Source organism: Rhodococcus ruitaii (assembly GCF_055230935.1).
The window spans coordinates 1-24,865 of sequence record NZ_JBUYWC010000003.1; the positions used below are offsets into that span (position 1 = coordinate 1).

The 24,865-nt window shown below is 64.5% G+C and carries 21 protein-coding genes and 1 pseudogene; 12 read left to right on the top strand and 10 right to left on the bottom strand.

Translation table 11 applies throughout. From position 1 onward, the window contains the following. Nucleotides 1-851, top strand: an 851-nt coding sequence (locus ACZI8W_RS03210; protein WP_463367046.1) for an RNA-guided endonuclease InsQ/TnpB family protein, incomplete at its 5' end; no start/stop codon positions are given. 121 nt (nucleotides 852-972) lie between these two features. On the opposite strand, the gene ACZI8W_RS03215 is transcribed toward ACZI8W_RS03210, so the two are convergent. Continuing rightward, nucleotides 973-2,379, bottom strand: a complete 1,407-nt coding sequence (locus ACZI8W_RS03215; protein WP_463367528.1) for an NAD-dependent succinate-semialdehyde dehydrogenase — start codon at nucleotides 2,377-2,379, stop codon at nucleotides 973-975. A 192-nt stretch (nucleotides 2,380-2,571) separates the two neighbouring features. On the opposite strand from ACZI8W_RS03215, the gene ACZI8W_RS03220 reads away from it, so the two are divergent. Together ACZI8W_RS03220 and ACZI8W_RS03225 are read left to right on the top strand one after the other, a co-directional pair. Beyond that, on the top strand, nucleotides 2,572-3,813 hold the full coding sequence (locus tag ACZI8W_RS03220) for an aspartate aminotransferase family protein (protein ID WP_463367047.1): 1,242 nt from the start codon (nucleotides 2,572-2,574) through the stop codon (nucleotides 3,811-3,813). A 19-nt stretch (nucleotides 3,814-3,832) separates the two neighbouring features. Then, nucleotides 3,833-4,330, top strand: a complete 498-nt coding sequence (locus tag ACZI8W_RS03225) for a DUF3830 family protein (protein WP_463367048.1) — start codon at nucleotides 3,833-3,835, stop codon at nucleotides 4,328-4,330. 478 nt (nucleotides 4,331-4,808) lie between these two features. On the opposite strand, the gene ACZI8W_RS03230 is transcribed toward ACZI8W_RS03225, so the two are convergent. Both ACZI8W_RS03230 and ACZI8W_RS03235 read right to left on the bottom strand, forming a co-directional pair. Further along, entirely contained in the window at nucleotides 4,809-5,060 is a 252-nt protein-coding gene (locus ACZI8W_RS03230; protein WP_463367049.1) for a toxin HicA, read from the bottom strand. A gap of 457 nt (nucleotides 5,061-5,517) precedes the next feature. Then, nucleotides 5,518-6,141, bottom strand: coding sequence for a TetR/AcrR family transcriptional regulator (locus tag ACZI8W_RS03235; protein ID WP_463367050.1), 624 nt, complete (start codon nucleotides 6,139-6,141; stop codon nucleotides 5,518-5,520). 85 nt (nucleotides 6,142-6,226) lie between these two features. Here ACZI8W_RS03235 and ACZI8W_RS03240 point away from each other — a divergent pair, with 85 nt between their 5' ends. Continuing rightward, the gene (locus ACZI8W_RS03240) at nucleotides 6,227-7,117 is read left to right on the top strand and encodes a siderophore-interacting protein (protein WP_463367051.1); all 891 of its coding nucleotides are present in this window, start codon (nucleotides 6,227-6,229) and stop codon (nucleotides 7,115-7,117) included. A gap of 52 nt (nucleotides 7,118-7,169) precedes the next feature. On the opposite strand, the gene ACZI8W_RS03245 is transcribed toward ACZI8W_RS03240, so the two are convergent. Further along, nucleotides 7,170-8,183 (bottom strand): ABC transporter substrate-binding protein, encoded by a 1,014-nt coding sequence (locus ACZI8W_RS03245; protein WP_463367052.1) that lies wholly within the window; start codon nucleotides 8,181-8,183, stop codon nucleotides 7,170-7,172. Nucleotides 8,184-8,283: 100 nt separating this feature from the next. On the opposite strand from ACZI8W_RS03245, the gene ACZI8W_RS03250 reads away from it, so the two are divergent. Continuing rightward, nucleotides 8,284-8,484: a hypothetical protein gene (locus tag ACZI8W_RS03250; RefSeq protein WP_463367053.1), complete on the top strand. Its 201-nt coding sequence runs from the start codon at nucleotides 8,284-8,286 to the stop codon at nucleotides 8,482-8,484. Between the two features lie 258 nt (nucleotides 8,485-8,742). On the opposite strand, the gene ACZI8W_RS03255 is transcribed toward ACZI8W_RS03250, so the two are convergent. Together ACZI8W_RS03255 and ACZI8W_RS03260 are read right to left on the bottom strand one after the other, a co-directional pair. Next, nucleotides 8,743-9,228: a hypothetical protein gene (locus ACZI8W_RS03255; RefSeq protein ID WP_463367054.1), complete on the bottom strand. Its 486-nt coding sequence runs from the start codon at nucleotides 9,226-9,228 to the stop codon at nucleotides 8,743-8,745. Further along, nucleotides 9,201-9,647, bottom strand: a complete 447-nt coding sequence (locus ACZI8W_RS03260; RefSeq protein ID WP_463367055.1) for a transposase — start codon at nucleotides 9,645-9,647, stop codon at nucleotides 9,201-9,203. Before ACZI8W_RS03260 ends, ACZI8W_RS03255 begins: the two co-directional genes overlap by 28 nt. A 71-nt stretch (nucleotides 9,648-9,718) precedes the next feature. Here ACZI8W_RS03260 and ACZI8W_RS03265 point away from each other — a divergent pair. Continuing rightward, a pseudogene (locus ACZI8W_RS03265) lies at nucleotides 9,719-10,039 on the top strand (transposase); the annotation flags it as partial. A gap of 353 nt (nucleotides 10,040-10,392) precedes the next feature. Beyond that, nucleotides 10,393-11,397 carry an aldo/keto reductase gene (locus ACZI8W_RS03270; RefSeq protein ID WP_463367056.1) on the top strand — a complete coding sequence of 335 codons (1,005 nt, stop codon included), beginning with the start codon at nucleotides 10,393-10,395 and terminating at the stop codon, nucleotides 11,395-11,397. A gap of 69 nt (nucleotides 11,398-11,466) precedes the next feature. Here the strand turns inward: ACZI8W_RS03270 and ACZI8W_RS03275 are convergent, their stop codons facing one another. The 4 genes from ACZI8W_RS03275 to ACZI8W_RS03290 all read right to left on the bottom strand — a co-directional run bounded on the left by ACZI8W_RS03275 (nucleotide 11,467) and on the right by ACZI8W_RS03290 (nucleotide 16,766). Continuing rightward, a complete protein-coding gene (locus ACZI8W_RS03275) occupies nucleotides 11,467-12,120 on the bottom strand; it encodes a 3'-5' exonuclease (protein ID WP_463367057.1) in 654 nt (217 codons plus the stop codon). Further along, a complete protein-coding gene (locus tag ACZI8W_RS03280; protein ID WP_463367058.1) occupies nucleotides 12,117-13,940 on the bottom strand; it encodes a putative nucleotidyltransferase substrate binding domain-containing protein in 1,824 nt (607 codons plus the stop codon). Before ACZI8W_RS03280 ends, ACZI8W_RS03275 begins: the two co-directional genes overlap by 4 nt. Nucleotides 13,941-14,011: 71 nt before the next feature. Next, complete coding sequence (locus ACZI8W_RS03285; RefSeq protein WP_463367059.1) at nucleotides 14,012-14,869, bottom strand: mycofactocin-coupled SDR family oxidoreductase; 858 nt, start codon at nucleotides 14,867-14,869, stop codon at nucleotides 14,012-14,014. A gap of 109 nt (nucleotides 14,870-14,978) precedes the next feature. Then, nucleotides 14,979-16,766, bottom strand: coding sequence for a thiamine pyrophosphate-binding protein (locus tag ACZI8W_RS03290; protein ID WP_463367060.1), 1,788 nt, complete (start codon nucleotides 16,764-16,766; stop codon nucleotides 14,979-14,981). Nucleotides 16,767-17,053: 287 nt separating this feature from the next. Between ACZI8W_RS03290 and ACZI8W_RS03295 the strand changes: the two genes are divergently transcribed. From ACZI8W_RS03295 to ACZI8W_RS03315, 5 genes are all read left to right on the top strand, one after another. Continuing rightward, nucleotides 17,054-18,661, top strand: a complete 1,608-nt coding sequence (locus ACZI8W_RS03295; RefSeq protein WP_463367061.1) for a PucR family transcriptional regulator — start codon at nucleotides 17,054-17,056, stop codon at nucleotides 18,659-18,661. 218 nt (nucleotides 18,662-18,879) lie between these two features. Further along, a complete protein-coding gene (locus ACZI8W_RS03300) occupies nucleotides 18,880-20,442 on the top strand; it encodes an FAD-dependent oxidoreductase (RefSeq protein ID WP_463367062.1) in 1,563 nt (520 codons plus the stop codon). A gap of 54 nt (nucleotides 20,443-20,496) precedes the next feature. Beyond that, entirely contained in the window at nucleotides 20,497-22,524 is a 2,028-nt protein-coding gene (locus ACZI8W_RS03305) for an oxidoreductase (protein ID WP_463367063.1), read from the top strand. Between the two features lie 146 nt (nucleotides 22,525-22,670). After that, on the top strand, nucleotides 22,671-23,831 hold the full coding sequence (locus ACZI8W_RS03310) for an MFS transporter (RefSeq protein WP_463367064.1): 1,161 nt from the start codon (nucleotides 22,671-22,673) through the stop codon (nucleotides 23,829-23,831). Continuing rightward, nucleotides 23,828-24,757, top strand: coding sequence for an EamA family transporter (locus ACZI8W_RS03315; protein WP_463367065.1), 930 nt, complete (start codon nucleotides 23,828-23,830; stop codon nucleotides 24,755-24,757). The genes ACZI8W_RS03310 and ACZI8W_RS03315 overlap by 4 nt, the downstream gene beginning before the upstream one ends. The last annotated feature ends 108 nt before the right edge of the window (nucleotides 24,758-24,865 follow it).

Genomic DNA, 24,865 nt, shown 5'->3' on the forward strand with positions numbered 1-24,865 from the left:
TGTCGGGGAAACGGAACGGCCCGACACTCGGTGCACCCCGGTTCCGGTCCCGCCGCGACAATCGGCAGGCGATCCGGTTCACCCGCAACGCCCGGTTCACGGTCACCGAGGGTGGGAAGTTGCGGCTGCCGAAGATCGGGGACATCCCGGTGCGGTGGTCCCGCGACCTGCCGTCGGAACCCTCGTCGGTAACGGTCATCAAGGATGCGGCGGGACGATACTTCGCATCGTTCGTCGTGGAGACCACCCCGGAACCACTGCCCGAGCTGGACACCGACGTCGGTATCGACCTCGGGTTGGCGACGTTCGCGGTGTGCTCGGACGGCACGGTCATCGAGTCCCCGAAGTTTTTCCGCCGTGCCGAACGGCGGTTGAGGAAGGCGCAACAAGCCCTGTCCCGCAAGGACAAGGGCAGCAAGAATCGGGCCAAGGCACGCCTGCGGGTCGCCAAAGCCCATGCGAAGGTGGCCGACGCCAGACGCGACTTCGCGCACCAGCAGTCCACGAGGTTGATCCGCGAGAACCAAGCGATCTACGTCGAGGACTTGTGTGTGCACGGTTTGGCCCGCACCCGCCTTGCGAAATCGGTGCACGACGCCGGGTGGGGGCAGTTCGTGGGCCTGGTCGAGTACAAAGCCGCCCGGTACGGGCGGACCGTGATCACGGTGGACCGGTGGTTCCCGTCGTCGCAGACCTGCTCGGATTGCGGCAGGGTCGACGGGAAGAAACCACTGTCGGTCCGGGAATGGATCTGCCCGTGCGGGGCGGTCCACGACCGCGATCTCAACGCTGCCAAGAATATCCTCGCCGCCGGACGGGCGGAGAGGCGAAACGCCTGCGAGAGACGGTAAGCCTCCCCGCGTAGCGAGGGAGCACGACTCTGTGAAACAGGAACCCACCGAGAGTGCCGGTATGGGTGCTGGTCGGAATTCCCGGCTTTCAGGCCGGGGAGGGCGTCAAGGCTCAGAATGACTACAGCGCTACACCGATGTACTTGGTTTCGAGGAACTCGTCGATTCCGGTGAAGCCGCCTTCGCGCCCGAGTCCGGACTCCTTGATTCCGCCGAAAGGTGCAGCAGGGTTGGAGACCACTCCCTGATTCAGCCCCACCATCCCGGCTTCGAGCGCTTCGCATACGCGCAACCCCCGTCGGAGGTTCTCGGTGTAGACGTAGGACACCAACCCGAAAGGAGTGTCGTTGGCGCGGCGGATCGCTTCGTCCTCGGTCTCGAAGGTGCTGATCGCCGCGACCGGACCGAAGATCTCGGTGTGGCACATCTGCGCGTCGTCGGTGACGTCGGTGAGCACCGATGCCGGATAGAAGTAGCCGGGTCGGTCGACGGGGGCGCCGCCGAGGGCGACGGTCGCGCCGCGGGTCACGGCGTCGTCGATGAGCTGTCCGACCTTGTCGACGGCGGCGCGGTTGATGAGCGGGCCCACGACCACCCCGTCCTCGACACCGCGACCCATCGGCAGTGCAGACATGCGCTCGGTGAGGCGCTCCGTGAACTCCTCGGCGATACCGCGCTGGACGAGAATGCGGTTCGCGGCGGTGCAGGCCTGCCCGATGTTGCGCATCTTCGCGGCCATCGCGCCGTCGACGGCGGCGTCGAGATCCGCATCGTCGAACACGAGGAACGGTGCGTTGCCGCCGAGTTCCATCGACGTGCGCATGACGGTCCGCGCACACAGTTCGAGCAGGTGCTTGCCGACCCCGGTCGAGCCCGTGAACGACAGTTTGCGAGAACGCGGATCAAGGATCAGGGGGGCCATCACGTCGTCGGACTGCGACGTGGTGACGACGTTGACGACCCCTGGCGGAAGTCCTGCCTCGCGCAGGAGGTCGGCGAGGGCGAGCATCGACAGCGGGGTCTGCGACGCAGGCTTGATCACGCTCGTGCAGCCGGCGGCGATTGCCGGGCCGATCTTGCGGGTGCCCATCGCCATCGGGAAATTCCACGGGGTGATGAGTAGGGCCGGACCCACTGGTTGCCGGGTGACGAGGAATCTCGATCCGCCGGCGGGAGCCTGCATGTAGCCGCCGTCGATGCGTACGGCCTCCTCGGCGAACCAGCGGAAGAACTCGGCCGCGTAGCTGACCTCGCCGCGTGCCTCGGTGAGCGGCTTACCCATCTCGAGCGTCATGATGAGCGCGAGACGGTCGACGTTATCGATCATGAGCCGATATGCATCGGTGAGGATCGTCGAGCGTTCACGCGGTGACGTCTGCGCCCACGAATCCTGGGCCGCAGACGCTGCGTCGAGAGCGCGCATCCCGTCGGCGGGGCCGGCGTCGGCGATCGCACACAACTCCCGTTCAGTGGACGGATCGACGACGGGCATCGTGCGGTCGGCATCCTGCCACCGCCCGTCTATCAAAAGGCCCGTCGGGACCGTGCGGATGGCTGCGTCTTCGTTCGGGCTGAGCTTGTCGTCATGTGTGACCGCCTGATCGGGCATGGCATGCCTTTCGTCCGTTGCCTTCGACCTCCGCCCATGTTATGCATATTGTCAACAATCCAACAATAGGATTGGGATTCGAACTCGGTCGCCGAACCCGGGAGGGTTGTCATGACTCGACTGTCTCCACTGCTTCAGCAAGCCACGCCCGTCACCGTCGACCACGCCGCCGGCAGTTACATCTACGGCACCGACGGACGCAGGTATCTCGACTTCACGGCGGGAATCGGTGTCACCAGTACCGGCCACTGCCACCCGCATGTCGTCGAAGCGGCGCAGCGTCAGATCGGCTCGCTGATTCACGGCCAGTACACGACCGTCATGCACAAACCCCTGCTCGAACTCACCGAAAGACTCGGCGCCGTCCTGCCCGAGGGCCTCGACTCGCTGTTCTTCGCGAACTCGGGGAGTGAGGCGGTCGAAGCCGCGTTGCGTCTCGCTCGCCAGGCCACCGGACGCCCCAACGTGATCGTGTTCCACGGAGGATTCCACGGCCGTACCGTCGCCGCCGCGTCGATGACCACCTCCGGCACACGATTCTCCGCGGGGTTCAGCCCCCTGATGGGCGGCGTGCACATCGCGCCGTTCCCCAACGCCTACCGCTACGGATGGACCGAAGAACAGGCCACCGATTTCGCGCTGAAAGAACTCGACTACCTCTTCGCGACGGTCACCTCACCGGCCGAAACCGCGGCGTTCATCGTCGAACCCGTTCTCGGCGAAGGTGGTTACGTCCCGGGCAACACCCGATTCTTCCAGGGCCTGCGTGAGCGTGCAGACCAGCACGGCATCCTTCTCGTCTTCGACGAGATCCAGACCGGATTCGGGCGCACCGGAAAGTTCTTCGGACACCAGCACTTCGACACCCGGCCCGACGTGATCACCATTGCCAAGGGGCTCGCGAGCGGCTTCCCCCTGTCCGGCATTGCGGCATCCGAAGAGCTCATGGCGAAGGCATGGCCCGGATCCCAGGGCGGAACCTACGGTGCCAATGCCGTGTCGTGTGCGGCGGCGGTCGCGACTCTCGACGTCATCGAGAAGGAGGGCCTCGTCGAGAACGCTGCGGCGCGCGGGGCCGAACTGCTCGCCGGTGCGCGCTCCCGGGCGACCGATTCCGTGGGGGATGTGCGAGGACTCGGGTTGCTGGTGGGCAGCGAGTTCGTCACCGCAGACGGCGCACCCGATCGCGAACGCGCAGCGGCTGCACAGAAGCTCGCGTCGAGTAAAGGTCTTCTGCTCCTGATGTGCGGCGCGTACATGAACGTTGTGCGGATGATTCCGCCGCTGATCGTCACATCGGAGCAGGTCGAGGACGGACTCGGAATCTGGTCCGAGGTCCTCGCCGAAGTGTGATTGCGCTGAAGGAGGTTCTGTGGGCCGCTACATCACGATCACGCTCGACAAGCGTGGCATCTACTGCCGTGCACGACTTCTCGATGCCGAAGCTCCCCTCACCTGCGAAGCGGTATGGAACGCCCTACCGCAGAGCGGCGCCGCGTTCCACGCGAAATACGCTCGCAACGAGCTCTACACGTTGGTCTCGCGGATCACGACGGCGCCTCATCGTGAAAACCCCACGGTGACACCAATTCCCGGTGATGTGTGCCTCTTCGATTTCGAACCGTGGGAGATCGGAAACCCGGCGTACGGGTACGAACCGGGATCGGAGGCCCACCACGAACAGGGCGCTACCGACCTGGCCCTGTTCTACGGCCGCAACAACCTGCTGATCAACGGTGACGTCGGCTGGGTGCCGGGGAATGTGTTCGCGACCATCGAGGACGGGCTGACCGAACTCGCCGTCGCATGCAACGAGTTGTGGATACAGGGGGTCGCGGGGGAGACGCTGAGCTTCGCTCGAGCACTGTAGGCCGCGGTCCACCTTGATGGTTCCTGACCCGAGCAGGGCAAAGATGGGGCTCATGCAGACTTTGCCTTTGACCCGGACCGGTGAGCGGTCGCCGGAAACAGCGTGCGCACACAGGGTATGGCGTCAGGTGCTCGGTGTCGAAAAACAGTGGTCACCGGCGTCGATTTCGACGATGACACCGGTGCGGTAATCGTCGCGGTACGCCCGGCAGCACGAGCCCGGATGCGGTGCGGGATATGCGGACGCAGGTGTGCGGGCTACGACACCGGAGCAGGCCGACGCCGGGTTGCGTCCCAGCTACGCGCTGGCCAGGTCGTTGACGACGCCGGCCACCACCTCTCGACCAACCCCTCTAGCGCCTTGGTCTGGTCCTGGTCGAGCCAGGACAGTGACGGGAACTCGAGCACCGTCGCCACGTACTCTTCGTCCTCCGGCTACCACTGAACGCGGTAGGAATAACGCCGGACGTCGGGACCGCTCATGACTGCTCCTCCATCTTCTTGATCGCTGCGAGTACCTGCTTGACCTGGTACGGCTCGGCCTCGCCGTTCTTGCCTCGCTGGATGTTCACTCGGGGGTCTTCCGGCCACGGCATTCGGAACACTGCATGGCAGGTTCCCTGTTGCCGCGGCTGTCCGAAGATCCGCACGCACAGTGAGTGCAGCTCGTCGTAGGACACCGAGCGTGGGTTCCGCTCGAGTGCGGCTCGGATCTTGTCGGCCTTCGCCACCTATCTCATGCTAGCGCATGCGCTAGCGTTGTGTGGGCGTCGTTACGCCTCGGGTCAACTGACCCGGGGTGTGGTCGGCGACTTGTGGGCATCCCACAACAACCCAGATCGTTGAGTTTTGAGACGCCTCAGGTTCGCCTGCCCGCCAGTGTTCTCGGAGTGCGGATGGCTCCGAAAGTCGATGAGGGCTGGTTCGACCGCTTCGACTGAGTCGAGTGACCGAGAGGTCACGCAAACGTACACTCGGCGCCACGAGCTGTGGGGCGTGCGGGCTTCGGCCTCCCCCCTGCGGACATAGCAGTCACGGACATGGACCTCGCATTGCGGGGTCCACGTCCGAGCGGGTGGCTGGTCCGATCCGTAACGGGTTCACAGTCCGCTGAACTCCGCCAACCTCGTTGCATCTTCGGTGAGTACTACCGGTACCCCAACTCCACCGCGCCGGGGGTATCGTGCGTCAGGATTCGACACCGAGCATCGCAATCACTCCGCGCGCGGTTGCGCGCATCGACCACGCGAAGGTTTCACGAGGTGTGAGGTGGCCGAGTTTCTGTGCGCCGGAGTTGATCGTGTGGAACCCATCAGCCCTCGAGGAGCGCACGGTATCTCGATCGTCGCGGTGTGCGACCGGGTTGATCTCGGCGAGTGCGACTGCGTGTTCGGCAACGACGGACAGTGCGATGCTTGCATTGGCCGGATCCCAGCCGTAGCGGTCTGCGAACTGCCTCTGATTGCGGTCGATCGCGCCCAGCGCGCCTTCGGAGCGCGGTGTGAGTTCGGTGAGGAATCTGCCGATCCCCGGGTTCTCGACGACGAAATCGCGCAGAGCCAACGCGAGGTCAATAAGCGCGTCCTCCGGATCGTCGGCGGTCGGCACCGGTAGTGGGGCGCGCGCAACGATGCCATCGGCAACGATGCGGTGCAGTCCGTCGAGGTCGCCGACATGGCGATACACGGACATCTCGCTCACTCCCAGATCGCTGGCGATCGCTCGGATGCTCAACTTGGGCAGTGTGATACGCGCCCCGGAGTCGACGAGGCGTTCGCGAGTGACGAGCCGAGGTCGCCCAGGTGAGGACATGCGAGCATTCTCCCATGGAGTAGTTGTTAGGTTAGACTCACTAACGTTATCGGGATGGGTCCATACGACGAAAATCGAGGTTGATATGCCGGACGAAGCACCGTTGACTGCCGACCGGGTCGCCGACCTGATGGAAGTGCTGCGCACACCCGAGCACCAGGCCGGGCTCGAGGAGACGACGTTCACCGTCGTCTCCGTTGCCGATCGCGCGGCCGGACTGATCCGAGTGAGCGGCACGATCTCCGGAACGCACTCACTGCAGGACTGGGCTGGGCCCAACACTGCCGTTCGGCTGTCGCTTCCGGAGCGGTCGGCGGAGTTCGCGGGGATCGACGGAGCACCCGACACCACCGCCCGTGTCTATACCGTCGCCGATGTGGATATCGAGAGCAGGACGGTCGCGCTCGACATCGTCCGTCACCATGAATCGTCGCCGGCGATGAAGTGGCTCGGTCGGGTGTGCCGTGGAGATGTCGTACCGGTCGCCGGTCCTCGCCCACACCGTGTTCCGGGGCCGGGATCGCCGCGCATCCTGCTGGCCGACTCCTCGGCACTGCCCGCGGCGGTCCGTATCCTCACTCGCCTGCCGATCGAGGCTCCGACGGTGCTCGTCGCTGCCGCGCCCCTCGACGAGATCGATCTCGTCGAGGGGGATCTCGGGGATCGGAGGGATTCCGTCACAGTGCAGCGTGCTGTACCGGGAGTCGATCGGCCCCTCGCAACCGCATTCGCCGGAATGGAGGTACCGGCCGGTGCTTCGGTGTGGGCGGCGGGGGAGCGCGAGGATGTGCGAGAGGTCCGCCGCCGCTGTCGGGACGACCTCGTGCTGGGTGCCGAGAGCATCCAGGTCTTCGGCTACTGGAAGCGCGGAATATCCAACACGCGAATCGATGTTGCTCGGCTCGAAGCTGCTCGGTCGTCGATGGAGGCAGGGCGCGGCGTCTTTGCCACCGACGACCTCGACATCGGGATCTGACACGAACTCGTGAACACTCCTGGGCGCATCTGCCCCCAGGAGCGTCACATGCTCAATTGTGCGAGGCAACGTTCGGTGCGATCTGTCCCTCGATCAATTCGCTGATCGTGTAGTCGATCGACAGTGGTGAGGCATTGCGCAGCGCTGTGAGGGATGCGGCGTCGACGTCGACGTACCGGCCGTCGGCGACGGCCGGAATCGACGTGAAGACCGGATCCGACAACGCCTGCTGTGACCCGCCCACTGCGAAGAAACTCAACAGCAGGATGTCGGCATCGAGTTGGTGCGCATTCTCGGGAGAGATCGTCGCCGACCCGGAGCCGTCGCCCGTGTCGGGTAGGTTGCTGATGGTGTCGGTGAGGGTCATTCCGAATTCGCCGAGTATGACGCTGCTGAAATCGTCGGGATCGTTGACGGCCTTGTAGCCGACAGGCGTGGCGATGCCGAGCGTGTATGTCACCCCGCCGAGTTCGGGGTTGCGCGCGACGGTGTCGTCGATATGGGTCTGGACCTCGTCGATGAGAGTTTCGGTGGCGTCCTCACGGCCGAGTGCGCGACCGACCTGGCGGGCCTGGTCCTGCCACGGGACCGTCAGGTACGTGGCGCTTTCCGGACCGACCACCGGTGCGATCTCGCTCAATTGGTCGTGGTAGGTCTCGAGGTCTGCGAACGTCGTCGCAACGATGAGGTCGGGCTGCAGCGCTGCGATGGACTCGAGGTTGAGATCGATCGCATCGAAGCCGGCTCGGGTGGTGTTGACCCGCGTCGGTTCACCTTCGATCAGATCGGACTGCCACGGCACCTGCCCATCGGGGGACAGCGGAAAGGATGCGGTGCCGACGGGTTGCACGCCGAGAGCGAGCATGGTGTCTGCTTCCTGCCAGCCGAGTGCGACGACGCGCTGTGGATCGGCGGGGACCTCGACGGTCCCGAACCGGTCGGTGATGATTCGAGTTTCTTCGTCCGTTGCTGTCTGGCTGCCGGCGCACGCGGAAGCGAATGCGGTCAGCAGTGCGAGTGTCAGAAGGACGGATGCTGTGCGTGTGGTACGGCGTGGTGGGCGCACGAGGTACTCCTGTCGAAAGCGGCCGATCTGATACTTAGGTTAGACTAACCCACATAATTGGGATCTATACAATTCCCCGACGCGGTGCGTCCAACCGGGTATGACCGAAGAAGAGTGCCAGCGCATCGCGGAACTGCACGTCGACGCCGATCCCGCCGTCCTCGCCCAACTGCGCACAGACCCCGAGATCGCGGCGTACCTGGACCGGCTCGACTACGTCGTCCAGCAGCTGCACACACAGCGCGGTGCGGCGCACAGAGTCATCGACACAGGTGAAGAGCAATGCGACCAGGACCAGTAACAGGAGTTGTCGTCGGTAGCCGCTGTACACCATACGAAACGTCCGGACAGGACGCCGCACACCGGAATTCGGCCTACTGCGCGTCCGACCACGATCCGAATCTGGGCCGGGTGTGTGCCTCGAGCGACGCTATTCGACCGTGTCGCCGCGGTCGGTGCATCGATCCGGTTTTCGGTGCCCAGTCTCAGCGATTTGCATAATCCTTGCGGGGTCGCCGCGACCGATCGCTGCTGCTCGAGTGGGGCCCGTGGGATGCGCTCACCTCGAGCACAACGCGCCGATGTCGGCGATCACGCGATCAGCGCTACGCGCCACCCACACAGGATTGCCGTCTTGGAGCGTCGGCATCAACAGTCGCTGCTCGTTGATGGGCCACTGCACGAAAGGCATTCCCCCGGCCAACTGATCTTGCACCTCGCCGGCGATGAACACGGTCAACTCCTGCACCGACTGCTCGATGTGCGGACCCCCGAACCCGAGGCTCTCGAGCGTCGTGGTTCCCACAGTTTTGTGCCGGGGTCGGGGGCCAGCGGCGAGCAACAGGTGACAGTGACCGGAATCAAGCACTGACACCGTCCACAGGCAGTTCTGCATATAGGTGTCGGGACCGTGCCAGCGGCACTGCAGATCTCGCCCCACGGCGTGACATGCACCGACCATATTCGCCGGAGCGTCGTGCGGTGCATCCGGTCCGGCGATCAGAAACGTCCAGACGTTCAGGTAGCGCTCCTCGGGCACGAACATGTCCCCAGGATCGCATGACAACAGCCCCGAGCCGGCGACGGAGCCGATGCCGGAACGCAAGCGGCGCGTGGCCGCCTGCGGGTGAGCGTCTCGACTCGATGTTTCGGCGTACCACCTGCCAGAAGAATTCCGTATCCGATGGACGACGCCAGCGGGCGCGGGGCTACCCACCCCCGCAGATTACGGCGTCGTCTCGACCGCGGTCGGTCCAGGAGCAACCGCAGGTGCGCGCGCTCTGAAGAGGACACTGTCGGGCGGGTTTCAGACACCGGAGTCAGGGTGCGTCCAGGGCGAGGCAGGCTCTCGTTCGGATCCAGTTCCCGGGCGACTTCGGCGATGGTGTGACCGGAATCGATCACGCGATGGGCAGCCTCGACTTTGCACTCGGCGGTGAACGACTGGCGTTTACGAGGGGGCATGGTGACATGTCTTCCAGCGGGACCGGTGTCCCGCCAAATCGATGTCCACTTTCGGGGGGGGGGGACCTCAGTACTGCTCGGAGGCGAATCTGACCGCTGAGGGACCGGACCGGCTCATCGCCGTCGGTAAACGACGGGACCTGGAACGGGCCGCGGCGACCGATCCGGTCGAGGGATCACCGCCACCGGACGCGGGCCCGGTCGCGGCGATGGAGCACCGGTTGCGTACCGAGGAGGCAATGACCTTGTATTGGAAGAGATCCCACATTGCGGAGACCCCGTTCGGTCACGCCAAACACAACCTCGGTTTCCGACGGTTCACCGGATGTGGTCTCGACCGGGCCCGAGGTGAGTGGTTCTTCCACGTCGCGGTCCACAACATCGGCAAGAGCTCACCGCGCTGGCCGGGGATCCGTTCCCGACCACTGGGTGATCCCCGCCCGTGGAAGTACCTCTGGGGGTGGACCGCCGGGATGGCTTTCGGGCCGCGATCCGGAATCGGGTAGGTCCCGGAAGTCTGCAACTGCCCGCAAGGCGCCAAGAAGTCAGCATTGCAAGTCGGGAAGATTCCATTCGGATAACTGCGCACTATGTGCATGTTTGATGGTCCCCCTGGGTATCTAGTCTTTGACTATCAGCGCCGCGCTCAAGAGATCCGCAGGACTGTTTACGTGCGATCTCAATCCTGACCCGGCGTGTGAGATTTCAGTTGTGATCACGATACGGGGAGGGAATCTCAGTGAGGATGAAACGCAGGCACAGTCGGTCTGGGATCGAGTTTACGCCAACTGGATTCGGTGGAGCTCCGATCGGCAACTTCAACGGCCCGTTCACGGATGCAGAGGCGCGCTCCACAGTCGCCAACTCATGGGATCTAGGAGTCCGCTACTTCGACACCGCCCCCGGCTACGGCAACGGACTGAGCGAGTACCGACTCGGAAACGCACTGCGCGACTACGACCGGTCGGACTACGTTCTATCGACCAAGGTGGGCCGTGTTGTCACACCACGCTTCAATGCTCCTGACAGCGATGGCCAGTACGTCGACATCCCACCATTCGTGTCGCAGTTCGACTACAGCTACGACGGCGTGATGCGCTCGGTCGAACGGAGCATGCAGCGCATGATGTGTGACCGTTTCGATATCCTCTTCATCCACGATGTGGATCGGTACACTCACGGTGCAGAGCAGTCCGACCTGTTCAAGCAGGCAATCGAGGGGGCATATCCGGCCCTCGAGTCACTGCGCGACCAGGGGGTTGTCAAGGCAATCGGATTCGGCGTCAACGAGACCGACGTCGTCGTCGACGCGGTCCGGAGCACGGACGCTGACCTGTACTTGCTCGCAGGCCGCTACACGCTGCTCGAGCAGGACCCTCTCGACGAGTTGCTTCCACTGTGCGAGGAGCGCGGAATCGGCATCGTCCTGGGGGGCGTGTACAACAGTGGAATCCTCGCTACCGGCCCGACACCGGCGGCGCGATTCAACTATGCGCTCGCTCCGGAGTCGGTGAAGGACAGGGCGGGAAAGCTCGAAGACATCTGCCGGAACCACGACGTGCCCCTCGCGGCGGTGGCACTGCAGTTCGCGTATGCGCATCCCGCGGTGATGAGCATCTGCATCGGTGCCCGCAACGTCGAGCAGCAGAAGCGCAACGACGACCTTTTCACGACCGCTGTTCCACAGCAGGTGTGGATCGACCTGCGGGAAGCGCGCCTGATCCGCGACGACGCGCCGACACCGGACTGACCTGGTATGGGAGCCCCGCCGGACAACCACACTGAGGGTTGTGAACGGTCCGGCGGGCAACCCGAGAGATCACTGCGACGAGTACGCGATCATGTCTGCCGCAGAGAGCGGCCCGGATCGTGCCAACGTGCTTGCCGCTGCGATGAAGACGTTGGCAGTCGTGACCGCGTCCCCCAGCGAGTGGTGCGGGGTGTGGACCGGTAGCCCCATCCTCGTGGCGGCGTATTCGAGGGACACGACGTCTCCGGAACGGAGGCAGGGCTCGTCGCGTGTAGGTACTAGCCGTGCCGTGTCGATCACCGGGCTGCGGAACGTGTATGCCTGTGACTCGAATGCCTTCCGTAGAAACGACATCTCGATCCGCGAGCCGTGCGCGACTAACACTCGACCGGTGAGGAGCGCGCACAGGACGGGCACGACCTCTGCGATGGTCGGTGCGTCGGCCAGATCGCCGCCGCGGATGCCGTGAACCTTGATCGAGGCGCCCGGCACCGGACGTTTGGTCTTCACCAGGCTGTAGGTCGCCTCGGAGGGGTGAACCCGCCCCCCGCGCACCGGCACCGCGCCGAACGACACGATGTGGTCCTTGCTCGGGCGCAGTCCCGTGGTCTCGAGATCCAGCACGAGGTACTCGGCGGCCCTCCACGGTGCATTGAGAACGGCGGTGGACGGCGGAGGAACTTCTCGGACCGTGCGTTGCGAGAGAAAGCCGAACGGTTTCACAGGCGAGTTCCGTAGTAGTTCGAAAAACGATCCTGCACTTGACTTATCGTCCTGAAGGTGTCACGGAGGTAGCGGCGGACCAGGGGATTGAGATCGATCGCCGCGATTGCAGGTTCGACCGGCCTGTTCTGCCGGATCGCCTTGACCTGGCTGTCGATCGAGAGATCAAAGCACAGGTGAAACGCCTCCTTGAGTGATTCGGCTTCGCTCGACCGAAGGTATCCGGCCTGATGTGCGCGGGTGAGGCGTTCGGGTGTCGACCCTGATGTGTCGCCGGCGCGAAGGGCGAGCGCACGAGCGAGTGTGGCGATCGGACGCAATCCACTCTTCTTCAGATTGAGGTGTCCTTTCTGGTCACCGAAATGGCCTACGACGAACTCCTTGAGAAAACCGACCGGTGGGCGCAGGCTCAGGGCGTTCTTCGTCAGTGCCGAGGTGAATGCGCGGCGTCCATCCCCGGTTGTGAGCTCGCGGTTGACCCGATGGGTCAGGCGCGGGTTGGTGATCGCTCGACCGTCGAGGATCGTCGAGGCCATGAGTAGGCTGTCCGTACTTCCCGGACTGCGACGCCACCCTTCGACGATGGTGAGCCAGTCACGCTGGGAACGGCAAAACAGCGGAGACGAGGCGTTCAGACCCTGAGGGCACGGCGTCAGGCCGCAGGCTCGGATGGCGTCGAATATCGGTGCGATGGAACGCAGGACTTCCGAGTTGTGCACCGTCCGGTTCGGATCCACGGGTCTCCAGACGAGCGCTGTGTCGATGTCCGAGTTGGGCATGGGCTCACCCCGGCCCAGCGAGCCGAGCAGAATCCAGCTGCATTCGAGCTCGCTGAGTAGCCCTCGTTCCGAGTGCATTGTGATGATCTTGTGCAGCAACGCCTCCGAGATCGCCGACAGCACCGAACCGAGGTGGGTCGCGGACACACCGGCTTCCCACAGTTCCACGGTGGTCGGCTTGAGCAGCTTCGTCACTTCGCGCAGCTCGTCGAGACTCTGTGCGGATGCGATCCCTCCACGTATGGTCAGCGGATCCCGGATCTCGCTGGCGGCTACGTCGACCACGCGGATGATCCCCACCGGATTCCCCTCGACGTCGTCAAGGAGGAGGTGGTGTACGCCGTGCTGAACCATGTAGAGGTATGCGGTCCGTGCCGGCATGGCGACGGACACACTGCGGGCAGGGGTGCTCGCGACGGCGGAGACAGGGGCGTCGATTCCGAACTTGCCGGTGGCGACCAGGCGGCTGAGGTCGTTCTCAGTGACGATTCCGGTGTCACCGTCTGCGACGAATACGGCGCACGAGCGACTCTCCGCCGCCATCCGAGCGGCGACCGTTCGAATCGGATCGTCCGGAGAACACCACAGCACAGGTTGCATCGTGGTGGACAAGGGCCGCTCGAGCTGGATGGGAGAGCCTCCTGCCGACAACAGTCGCTCGCGGGCAACCATCGTGCCGTAGTGCCCGAACCGCAGCTGTTCGGGCTGTTCCAGGATTCCCCTCGGGTCGGGCAACCGGTAACACAGGGTGTCCTCGACCGCCCAGACCGTCATCGCCGGCGGGAGCCCGGCGAGCAGGGATATGTGGCCGAACGTGTCTCCCGAGGTGAGGACATCAGTGACCCGCCCCCGATCCAGGACCTCCACCGATCCGGTGCGAACCACGTACATGGTGTCGAGTGGGGGAGAACTTTCCGACACGATCACCGTTCCCCGGGGAAAGTATTCGACCTCGACATTCCGGGCGAGGATCGCCAGATCACCGTCGTCCAGGCGATCGTATGGCGGCTGCTCACCGAGGAATTCGACGAACTCCCTCACAAGACGAACTCCCTCACAATGGGTACCCTTTCGGTTCTCCGGTCACGCTGTGCAGCCGCCGTGCGCGTCGGTCATGCGAGCAGGTGCGGGGCCTTGAACGGGGCCATGGCACCGGCGTCGATCACGTGTGCGGTGCCGGTCACGAATCGGCCTGTGTCCGAGGCCAGGTGCACCACGGCGTGGGACACGTCGACCGGGTCGAGGAACGGAACCGGGAGCGCGTGCATAGCCTGCAGTGCGGACAGCGCGTCGGCCTGGGTCGCGCCCGTCTTGCCTCCGGCGAACAGCTTGTTGTACTCGGGGTTGTCGATCATCAGAGTGTTGACGTTGGTGGGATTGATCGAGTTCACCCGGATTCCGTACGGCGCCAGTTCGCCGGACAGCGTGCGCATCAGACCGTTCACTCCGTGCTTGGACGCGGAGTAGTGGCCGACGTTGAGTTCCGCCGTCAGTCCAGAGATCGAGCTGATCAGGATGATGGCACCGCCGCTGCCCGCAGTGAGCAGTGTCGGGACGGTCGCTTTGATCGTCTTCCAGACGCCGGTCAGATTGACGTCGATCTGATCCTGGAACTGCTCCTCGGTGAGCTCCCACATAGTCGCCGTCCCGTTCAGGGTGCCGGCGTTGGCGACAACGACGTCGAGCTTTCCGAGTTCCGACACTCCCTGGGTGACGGCCGTCTCCAGCTCGGCGAGATCACGCACGTCGACGTGGCGGGCTACGATGCGGCGACCGAGTGCCTCCACCGCGGTGACCGTCTTCTCGAGGTCTTCCGGGGTGGCCATCGGGTACGGAACGGTGTCGATCTGGCTGCACAGGTCGAGCGCGATGATGTCGGCGCCCTCTTCCGCCATCCTCACCGCGTGCGAGCGGCCCTGGCCCCGCGCGGCCCCGGTGACGAGGGCGACCTTCCCGTCGAGACGAATCACGTATTCCTCAGCTTTCTGTACGCGGACCCACCGCCGTGGGTGTCTGGAGTCTTCTGAATAGACAACCGCCGCCGCAGGATTGCGTCCTGCGGCGGCGGAGGAGCGAATCTTACTGGTGTTGCTCGTTCGCGCGCGCTTCGCGGTATTCGTCCGCGCGCTCGTCAGTGATGTGCGGCAGCGGCGGGAAGTCGAGCCACCCCGGAGTGAACGGGCTCGCGAGGTCGCGGTCGGTCGGGACCTCCACGAGCACCGGTGCCTTGGCGTCGAATGCGCGCTTGAAGGTAGGCTCGAGCTCCGCAGGGGAGTCGACCCGGAAGGACTCGAGTCCGAAGGACTTGCCCAGATCCTTGAAGCTCGGGCTGTACGGGGTGCCGTCGGGCCGGTTGAACTCGGTGCCGATCATGCGGTCGGTGGCGTTGCGCTGCCCACCGCGGATCGAGATGTAGCCGGAGTTGTCCTGCACGACGAACACGACCGGGATGTCGTGCTGAATCGCGACGCCGATCTCCTGTGCTGTCATGAGGAAGTCTCCGTCACCGGTGATGCAGGCGACCTGACGCTCGGGGGCGGCGAGTTTCGCGCCGAGCGCAGCGGGAACCGGCCAGCCCATCGAGGAGAAGCCACCGGTTGTCAGGTGGGTGCGGGGCTCGTAGACCGGGAAGGTCTGCTTCACGGCGCCCTGCGTGTTGCCCGAGCCGACGAGAACGATGCCGTCGCGGTCCATCACGTTGCGCAGCGCACCCAGAGGACGCTGGAGGGTGAACGGGAAACGGTCGGAGTTGCGGCGACCGGCGAGCGCCTCCTCCCACTTCTCCTTGTGCTCCGCGACTTCGGCGACGTACTCCGAGCGCGACGGCTTGGCGGAGGGCAGGCTGTCGACGATTGCAGCGACAGTGGGCTTGGCGTCGGCGACGATGCCGACCTCGGCCGGGTAGATCTTGCCGATCTCGTGCGGATCGATGTCGATGTGGATGAGCTTGGCAGGCGGGAAGGAGAAGGACTTTCCGCGGCTGTAACTCGAGGCGGACCAGTCGGTGAAGCGGCACCCGATGGAGATGACAACGTCGGCGTTGGCGGTGAGGTAGTTGCCGTGGATCGTACCGGTCTGTCCGACACTGCCGACGAAGAGGGGGTGGTCCTCGGGGAAGGCGCTCTTGCCGTTCCAGGTGGTAGCGACGGGGATGTTCTGTGCCTCGGCCAGTGCGAGGACCTCCTCGGTGGCGTTGGCGCTGATCGCACCGCCACCCACGACGATCACGGGACGCTCGGATCCGGCGAGTAGGTCGGCTGCCCTGCGGACGGCTTCGGGGTCCGGATACTGGAGCCCGACGGGGAGTCGACGCTCGAGGTCGTGGAACGACACGTCTGCGGTCTCGGCGTGCAGATCCCACGGCACCTCGATGTGTGCGGGGCCTCGACGTCCGGTCAGCATCGCGCTGAAGGCGCGATGCATGATGAACGGCAGATCCTCGATGCTGTTCGCCACCCAGCTGCGCTTCGATACTGCTTCGGCGACCTGCGGGAAGCCGTTGTCCTTCTGGCGGTCCAGTTCCTGGAGAACGCCGCGACCACGCATGTGGCGCGGCGGTCCGCCGGTGATGACAAGCACGCTGGTCGAGTCGCTGTAAGCGGTCGCGAGACCGAGGACGGTGTTGGATGCGCCGGCGCCGATGGATGTGACGGCGGCGATCGGCTGACCGGACACACGGTAGAAGCCGTCGGCCAGGTGCACCGCGCTCTGCTCGTGGTACGTCTGGATGAAGGGGATCTTCGATTCTTCTTCGTTGAATGCATCCATTAGACCCCAGATGCCGTGGCCGGGGATACCGGCAACGTACGGGACCCCGTACTGCTTCAAGATCCGGCCGATGACCTGTCCGCCATTGAGCCTAGGCATTGAAAATCCTCTCTGATGGGTGGTCCCGCGTCCATGTTCGCCAGCGCGGGATCCTTCATTGCGGCGATCGCCCGGCTCCGTTCGAGTGACGCGGGTACATCGGCGCCGACGTCGGTTCGGTGTACGAGCACCGATCCGTTTCACGCTCGCGCCGACGTTCGTGTCCTGTTGCACGTCACCATGGGATCCGTATGGATGTGACCACCTTCACACGTAAGTGTGCAACCATGGATGCTCGATCTCCAGACCCATCCTGTGCATACTTCTGCACGAACCATTCCCAGTCTGTGGCAATCACGAAAGCAGGCGTCCTCATGGCCATGACCGTCCAGACAGCCCTGGAACTCGAAGTCTTCAGCCGCACGAGATTGACGGTCTACTCGGGTGAAGGAAATCTCGATAGGTCGATCCGATGGGTTCACCCCAGCGAGGTGGCCGACATCGCGCGATTCCTGAGCGGTGGGGAAATGCTCCTGACCGCCGGGCTGGGAATCGGAAAAACCAGCGACAAGCAGCGCCAATACATCGAAGAGGTGGCGACGGCCGGTGCTGCGGTGCTCGTCGTCGAACTGAGCGGCCGGACTTTCGGCGAGATGCCGGCAACCCTGGTCGAGGCCGCGAGACGCCTCGAGTTCCCGCTGGTCGGACTTGATGGCGAGATCCCGTTCGTGGAGGTGTCTGCGCAAGTTCACGAGTCGATAGTCGACCAGAGAGTAGTCGATCTGACTGCGTACGAACGGCTCAATGCCAACTTCATGCAACTCCTACTGGCGGGCCGGGACTACGTCCACTTCTCTGACGCTCTGGCGCAGGAGATCGGTTGCGCTGTGGTGCTGGAGGATTCGACCCGGCAGGTCGTTTCCTACTCGGGGGCCAACGACCTGGCGGACCGCACCCTCTCCGAGTGGGAGCATCACTCTCGTATCGAGCATGATCAGCCTGGTTCGGCGATGGTCGGGTCGAACGAGGCCGGAAGTTGCACCCGCCGGGCGGTGGTTCTCCGTGGCGAACGGTGGGGTTGGCTGCATGCGCTGCACGGAGGATCCACCCTCGCAAGCACTGAGACTTACGCGCTGGACCGTGCAGCCGACGGAATCGCCATCGCTCTTCTCGGGGTACGAGAGAGCGGGGCGAAGGCCGCGCAACGTCAGAATGCGCTTGTCAGCCGGCTTCTTCTCGGAGACATCTCCGGCGATATGTTCGTCACGCGAGCTCTCCGTATGGGGCGGGATCTGCGTGATCGCACCCTGATCGCGGTGCTCGTGCTCAAGGAGACGCCAGCGGGTCGGACCAGTGAGGATGCCATGGACGAGTTCTGTCGCGTACTGCACATACCTGCGGTCGTGGCAGATCTCGGTGATCACACGCTGGCTGTTATGGGGTTGACGGGACCGGAGGCGGAAGTCCGGGTGATCGGGCGTCTCACGGCCCTGCGCGTGAGCGCCGGAATCAGCAGGCAAGTCGAGCCGGCGCAGCTGTCGACGGCGATCGAACAGGCAAGGAGCGCAGCGTCGGTGGCGTCGGCGCGGCCCGAGAAGGCTGTTCACCGGTTCGATGATCTCGGGGTGCTTCGGCTGCTTGCATCCTTGGCGCAGGGGCCGGAACTTGCCCGATACATCGAGGACGAGCTCGGTCCGTTGCTGAAGCACGATGCCAAGGCAGCAAATCCGTTGCTCCCGACGCTGCGGACCTACCTTGCGTGCGACGGGAACAAGTCCCAGGCGGCGCAGCTTCTGTTCGTTCAGCGACGGACCCTCTACTACCGGCTCGAGCGCATCACCGAACTGCTCGGTCGGTCACTGGACGAGACCGACGCTCGACAGGCGTTGGTCTTCGCGGTCCGGGGTCACGACCTACTGCACAGGCAGGAGCGTCCTGCCTTCGAACAGGGATAAAGTTGCGCCCACGGTCGCCGCACTAGGTCAGCCTGGGCTTACTTCGGGGCATTGACGTGGAGCAGGCTGCTCGCACCGCGATGATAGTTGCACATACTGCGCAACCCTCCCTTGAGATCAGGCTCACATTGCCCCTCTGATCGGCCGCATCGCCTCATTAGATTTGGGTGTTAGCCCCGCTTCACGGGTGAGTAGACCAGCCCCACAGGGAGTGATGTATGTCCGATTCGATAGCCGCTCTGCAGTCACAGGTAATCCACGAGCCGCCAGATGAACTCGACTACGATGTGGCGATCATCGGCTCCGGCATGGGCGGCGGCACGCTTGCCTATGCACTCCGGAACTCGGGCGCCAGGGTTCTCCTCGTCGAGCAGGGCGACTTTCTCCCGATTGAGCGCGAAAACTGGTCTGCTGAAGCCATTCACAGCGATGGTCGCTACAAGAACTCCGCCCCGTGGCATGACAGGACGACGGGGAAGGACTTCGTTCCCGGCAACTACCACTACGTCGGCGGCAGCACCAAACTCTACGGGGCAACCCTTCCGCGTTTCCGCGAATCGGACTTCGGTGAAATCGCCCACCCGGACGGTATGTCGCCGGCCTGGCCGATTACCTACGACGATCTGGAACCGTTCTACGGCGAAGCCGAGAGGCTGTTCTGGGTACACAGCAACAAGGGTGTAGACCCGACCGACCCGTGGCGATCGACAGACTACCCCTTCCCGGGTGTGCCGCACGAAGGCGCGATGGCACGTTTGGTCGAGAGTGCGACCGCGCAGGGTCTGCATCCGTTCCACGCGCCGCAATCGCTCAACTGGCGACCGGGCGGGCCGTGTGTTCTCTGCGAGACGTGCGATTCGTTCGCGTGCATGGTCGACGCCAAGGGTGACGCGGACGTTGCCGCCGTACGTCCCGCACTGAGAGCCGGGAACGTCGAACTGCTGACCAATGCCGAGGTGACCCGACTCGACACGGACGCCTCCGGTCGCACGGTCACCGTTGCGCGAGTGACCCACAAGGGGCAGCGACAGATCTCGATTCGGGCGAAGCGGTTCGTTCTCGCGTGTGCCGCAGCGAATACAGCTGCCCTGCTGCTTCGTTCGGCATCGAACGCCCATCCCCACGGATTGGCCAACTCCTCCGACCAGGTCGGCCGCAACTACATGGCCCACGTGACGACCTTCTTCCTCGCCATCGATCCGCGGAAGAAGAACCAAGCCGTCTACCAGAAGACCATCGGCATCAACGATTGGTACGAGGCCGGGCCCACTACGGAATGGCCGCTCGGAAACGTCCAGGGCCTCGGAAAGCTGCAAGGACCTATGGCGAAGCGCGGCAAACCGTGGGTTCCGCTCCCGATCCTGGACGAGGTCACGAAGTACACGCTGGACCTGTTCATCCAGACCGAAGACCTCCCGCTGCCCGAGAACCGGGTAACCGTCGGCAACGAAGGACAGATCGTCGTCGAGCGCCGGGAAACCAATGTGTCGGCCCATCGCGAACTCATCAAGCGAATGAAAAAAGTCGTTCGGAAGGCCGGCTTTCCGATCGTCCTCACACAGAGCCTGGGAATCGAAGCGACCTCACACCAGTGCGGCACCGCACGGATGGGCGACGACCCACGGACCAGCGTGGTCGACGCCGGGCTGAAGGCACACGACCTCGACAATCTCTGGATCGCCGACAGTTCCACCTTCCCGTCGTCAGCGGCGGTCAACCCCGCCATCACCGTCGCGGCCCTCTCGCTCCGACTGGGCAAGTCCGGTCAGCTCACCGACTGACGCACCACACGTCGAGAACCCCGAGTTCCCACCCCGCTGCAAGGAGTACAGGAAATGACTTCAACCGTCGAGACCGATGTCGCCGCCGTCGATCCGGCGCTGGCACCCCTCTTTGAACCGATCACCCTCGGCAAGGTGGAGATCCGAAACCGAGTCGTCATGACCGGCCACGGAACCGGAATGGCGAAGAACCACCTGCCGTCCGACCAGCACGTCGCGTACTACCGTGAGCGCGCGAAGGGCGGAGCCGGTCTGATAGGAATGGCCTTCCCACAGGTCCACCCGTCCTCGCAGAACGTGCCCAACGAGGTGCGCGCGTACCTGCCCGAGGTCGTACCGGGCCTGACGAAGATCGCCGACGCGGTTCACGAGTTCGGCGCCCGGATCGTCATGCAGCTCGGCCACACCGGTCGACAGAGCAGCTCGACGTGGACAGGCCGCGCACTCCTGGGCCCATCCAACACCCCGTGCCCGTTCAACCTCGAGATGCCGAAGGAGGCAGAAGTCGAGGACATCGACGAGATCGTCGCGGGACATGCACTCAGTGCGCGTCATGCCAAGCAGGCGGGAATCGACGGCGTCGAGATCCACTCGGGCTACGGCGGATACCTCCTGGCCTCGTTCCTGTCTCCCTTCTCCAACCAGCGCACCGACGAATACGGCGGTTCACTCGAGAACCGGATGCGTTTCCTGCTGCGGGTCATCGAGGCGGTGCGTGCAGAGGTGGGCCCCGACTACCTCGTCGGCATGAACCTGCAGGGCAGCGACTTCAGCCCCGGTGGACTGGAACTCGAGGATGCGAAGAAGATCGCACTCGCGTGCACGGCCACCGGAGCGATCGACTATCTCATCGTCAAAGGCGCAACGTACCTGGAAGCGCACCAGAACGTCCCGGACATGCAGCATCCCAAGCGCATCTGGGAGCACCTGGCCGCTGGTGTCCGAGAGGTCGTCGATGTGCCGGTCATCGCGGTCGGCCGGGTCAACGTGCCCGAAGACGCCGTCGACATCATCAACCAGGGCCATGCCGACATGGTGGCCATGACGCGCCAGCAGATCGCCGACCCGGATACGGTGAACAAGATCAGGGAGGGCCGCCTCGACGAGATCCGTCGGTGTATCGGTTGTAACCAGGGATGCATCGACAGGCTGTTCAAGCCCACTCACAGCTCGTGTGTCCACAATCCGGCAGCAGGGTTCGAGCGCGAACTCGGTTCCGACACGTTGGTACAGGCCACGATCCGCCGTCGAGTGGTCGTCATCGGTGCCGGTCCCGCCGGAATGAAGGCCGCCGAGACCTCTGCTCGCCAAGGTCACGACGTGATCCTGATCGAGCGGCGTGCGGCGACCGGCGGGCAGCTCAGGATTGCCGAGAAGATCAAGGGCCGCGACGAGATCGGGCTGGTGATCGACCACCTCGACGTGATGGTCGCCAAGTACGGTGTGGACGTCCGACTCGGATGGAACGTGACAGCGGACGAAGTTCTCGCGCTGTCTCCGGACCATGTCATCGTTGCCACCGGTTCCGCTCCGGGCGACGACATCGTCGGCAACGTGTCACTCGGCATCACCTCCACTCCCGGCCTCGACCAGGAACACGTCCTGTCGGTGTGGGACGTGCTGGAAGACGCCAAGCCCGTCGGGAACCGTGTCGTGATCGTCGACGACGGTGAAGGCGGATGGAAAGGAATCGGTCTGGCACTCCAGTACGCCGAGGAAGGTCGCGACGTGGAGCTGCTCACCCCGCTCCCCTTCGCCGGGTCGAAGCTGGGGCCGTTCAGTGCGAACCTGGCGGTGCCTCGAATTCACAATGCAGGCATCACGACCCATCCCTTCACCAGCCTCACCGCAGTCGAGGGCTCGACGCTTCGGATCCACGAGAAGGGACGTGAGGAGAACCTTGAAGGGGTCGACACCGTCATCCTGGCAGGGTGGCACCGTCCGGTGGTCGATCTCTACTTCGCCCTGAAGGGCAGCGACGTTCCGGTCGAACGCATCGGAGACGCCGTCGCCAGCAGGACCATGCTCGAAGCCGTCCACGAGGGCGAGCGGGCGGCACGCCGTGTGGGCGTGCTCGCCTGAGCACATTTCGACCGCGGTGCCCGGCACGTTGCACCGGAGAACGAGCCGGGCACCCAGCACATGTCCGGCTGGTCGGCCTGCACACCAGGCCGGACCCCCTCACCGCCGCGGCCGGTCGGCGAGCGGAACAAACGAAAGCAAACCCCATGCACACCGCGGTAGCACCACCCCTTCGACGTTCGAGGGCGGCGGTGTTCGGGCTGTTCGTCGTATTCGGTCTGGCCATGTCCACCTGGGCGGTCCACATCCCCACGATCCAACGCCAGACCGGCATCTCGACATCGATGCTGGGCACGATGCTCCTGCTGCTCGGCGCCGGCGCCGTAACCGGAATGCAACTCTCGGGTCCGCTCATCTCCCGGTTCGGCGCCGGCACCACGGGGGTCGTGGCGGCCTCGGCGATGTCACTGCTGCTGAGTGGGCCACTGCTCGCCACGAGTCCCCTGCAGCTCGGCATCGGCCTGGTCTTGTTCGGCATCGCGATGGGTGCGACCGACGTGGCAATGAACGCGCAAGCCGTGGTGGTGGAGCAAAACTACGAGCGACCCATCATGTCGGCATTCCACGCGGTCTTCTCCCTGGGTAGCGTTCTGGGATCCCTCGTCGGAGCGGCGACTCTCGCCGCGGGGTGGAGTATGGCCGGAACCGCCACGGCGATGTGTGGCCTGTGTCTGACCCTTACCCTGTCGACGGTTCCGCACCTGAGGGTGCCGACCCGACTGATAACTGAACCCGCCGAGCGAAGCGTTCCTGTAGCACCGAGCACGGCGAAGCACCGCCGGGTGCTCGTTCTCGGTGCCCTCGCCTTCCTGCTGTTCCTGTCCGAGGGCGCGGCAATGGACTGGAGCAGCATCCATGCGCAGGAACATCTCGGTGCCTCGGCATCGACCGGCGCGCTCGCCTTCGGCTCGTTCGTAGCGATGATGACGGTGGGTCGATTCGCCGCGGATGCGGTCGCCAGACGTAGGGGAGGAAGGTGGATCGTGCGGGTCGGGTGCGGGATTGCGTTCATCGGGTTGGGAATCGTGGTGCTTTCGCCCGTCGTGCCGCTTACCATGATCGGCTGGGCGGCCTTCGGACTCGGGCTCGCCGGGTGTATTCCTCAAGTACTCTCCACCGCCGGAAACCTCGAGGGGATGTCCGGGACCGACTTCTCGCGTGTTGTCGGCCTGGGCTATGTGGCGCTTCTCGCCGGCCCCGCTCTGATCGGATGGGTGGCCGAACACATCCCACTCAACGCGGCGATGCTGATCCCGCTGCTGGCCGTCGCCACGTGCTGTGCCGCGGCCCGAACCATCGATCGGTGAGCACGACGATGATGTCGGAGAAATCAACCCATCAGTTCGCGCTGGGCGCAGTGATCCTCAGCGGCCTGTCGTTCCAGCTGGGAGCGGCACTCGGGGCACTGATCATGCCGGCCATCGGTTTCGTCGGGGTGGTGGCGATCCGCATGGCAGTCGCGGCGCCGGTGCTCCTGGTCGTGGGCCGGCCGCGATTGCGCCACTTCGCTCGTAGGCAACGGTTCCAGGTCGTTTGCCTCGGTCTTGTGATGGCTGCGATGAGTCTCACCCTCTTCGCCGCTGTCGAGAGGATCGGGCTCGGCCTCGCAGTGACGATCGAGTTCATGGGACCGCTCGCCGTCTCGCTGCTGATGTCGAAGAGGTGGCGGGACGCCGGCTGCGCTGCAACCGCTGCCGGCGCGGTCATGGTGCTCACCGGGGCGGGAGGCCATGTCGATGCGGTCGGAATCCTGCTCGCGTTCGTCGCCGCGGGCTGCTGGGCTACGGCAATCATGCTCAATGGGGCTCTCGGTGAGTCGATTCCCGGAAACGGCGGACCGGCAGTGGCAATGACGGCGGCGGCGCTCGTCGTGGTTCCCGCCGGAGTCGTCTCCGCCGGGCCGGCGCTTGCCGACCCCCGGGTTCTGTGGGTCGGTGCCGCCGCCGGTGTCCTGGCGTCGGTGCTTCCTCCCTTGCTCGAATTATTCGCAATTCGCCGACTCACCCGCGCCGCATACGGCACTTTGATGGCGCTGTATCCGGCAATTGCTGCGTTGTGCGGGTTCGTGATCCTCGGCGAGACGCTGAGCGTCGTCCAGTGGCTGGCGGTCTTCACGATCTGTGCCATCAGTGCGTTCTCCAGCTGGTCTGGTACGCGACCGGATCGTCGACAGACCATGTCGCCCGTTGACGAACTGCCGGAATCCACTTCGGTCGGTCGGGCGCAGCAGTGAATGTCGTCATGGCCACTTGGGCATCTCGCGTTCTGGAAGTGGGGACGAGCCCACGTTCGTACGTCGTGCAGGCGTTGCACGTCGACCGGAATGGGTGGACACACTGCG

Coding starts and splice junctions, on each gene's coding strand:
- ACZI8W_RS03220 (WP_463367047.1), top strand. CDS start 2,572: ATGACTCGACTGTCTCCACTGCTTCAGCAAGCCACGCCCGTCACCGTC.
- ACZI8W_RS03235 (WP_463367050.1), bottom strand. CDS start 6,141: ATGTCCTCACCTGGGCGACCTCGGCTCGTCACTCGCGAACGCCTCGTC.
- ACZI8W_RS03240 (WP_463367051.1), top strand. CDS start 6,227: ATGCCGGACGAAGCACCGTTGACTGCCGACCGGGTCGCCGACCTGATG.
- ACZI8W_RS03250 (WP_463367053.1), top strand. CDS start 8,284: ATGACCGAAGAAGAGTGCCAGCGCATCGCGGAACTGCACGTCGACGCC.
- ACZI8W_RS03255 (WP_463367054.1), bottom strand. CDS start 9,228: ATGTTCGTGCCCGAGGAGCGCTACCTGAACGTCTGGACGTTTCTGATC.
- ACZI8W_RS03260 (WP_463367055.1), bottom strand. CDS start 9,647: ATGCCCCCTCGTAAACGCCAGTCGTTCACCGCCGAGTGCAAAGTCGAG.
- ACZI8W_RS03270 (WP_463367056.1), top strand. CDS start 10,393: ATGAAACGCAGGCACAGTCGGTCTGGGATCGAGTTTACGCCAACTGGA.
- ACZI8W_RS03290 (WP_463367060.1), bottom strand. CDS start 16,766: ATGCCTAGGCTCAATGGCGGACAGGTCATCGGCCGGATCTTGAAGCAG.
- ACZI8W_RS03300 (WP_463367062.1), top strand. CDS start 18,880: ATGTCCGATTCGATAGCCGCTCTGCAGTCACAGGTAATCCACGAGCCG.
- ACZI8W_RS03305 (WP_463367063.1), top strand. CDS start 20,497: ATGACTTCAACCGTCGAGACCGATGTCGCCGCCGTCGATCCGGCGCTG.
- ACZI8W_RS03310 (WP_463367064.1), top strand. CDS start 22,671: ATGCACACCGCGGTAGCACCACCCCTTCGACGTTCGAGGGCGGCGGTG.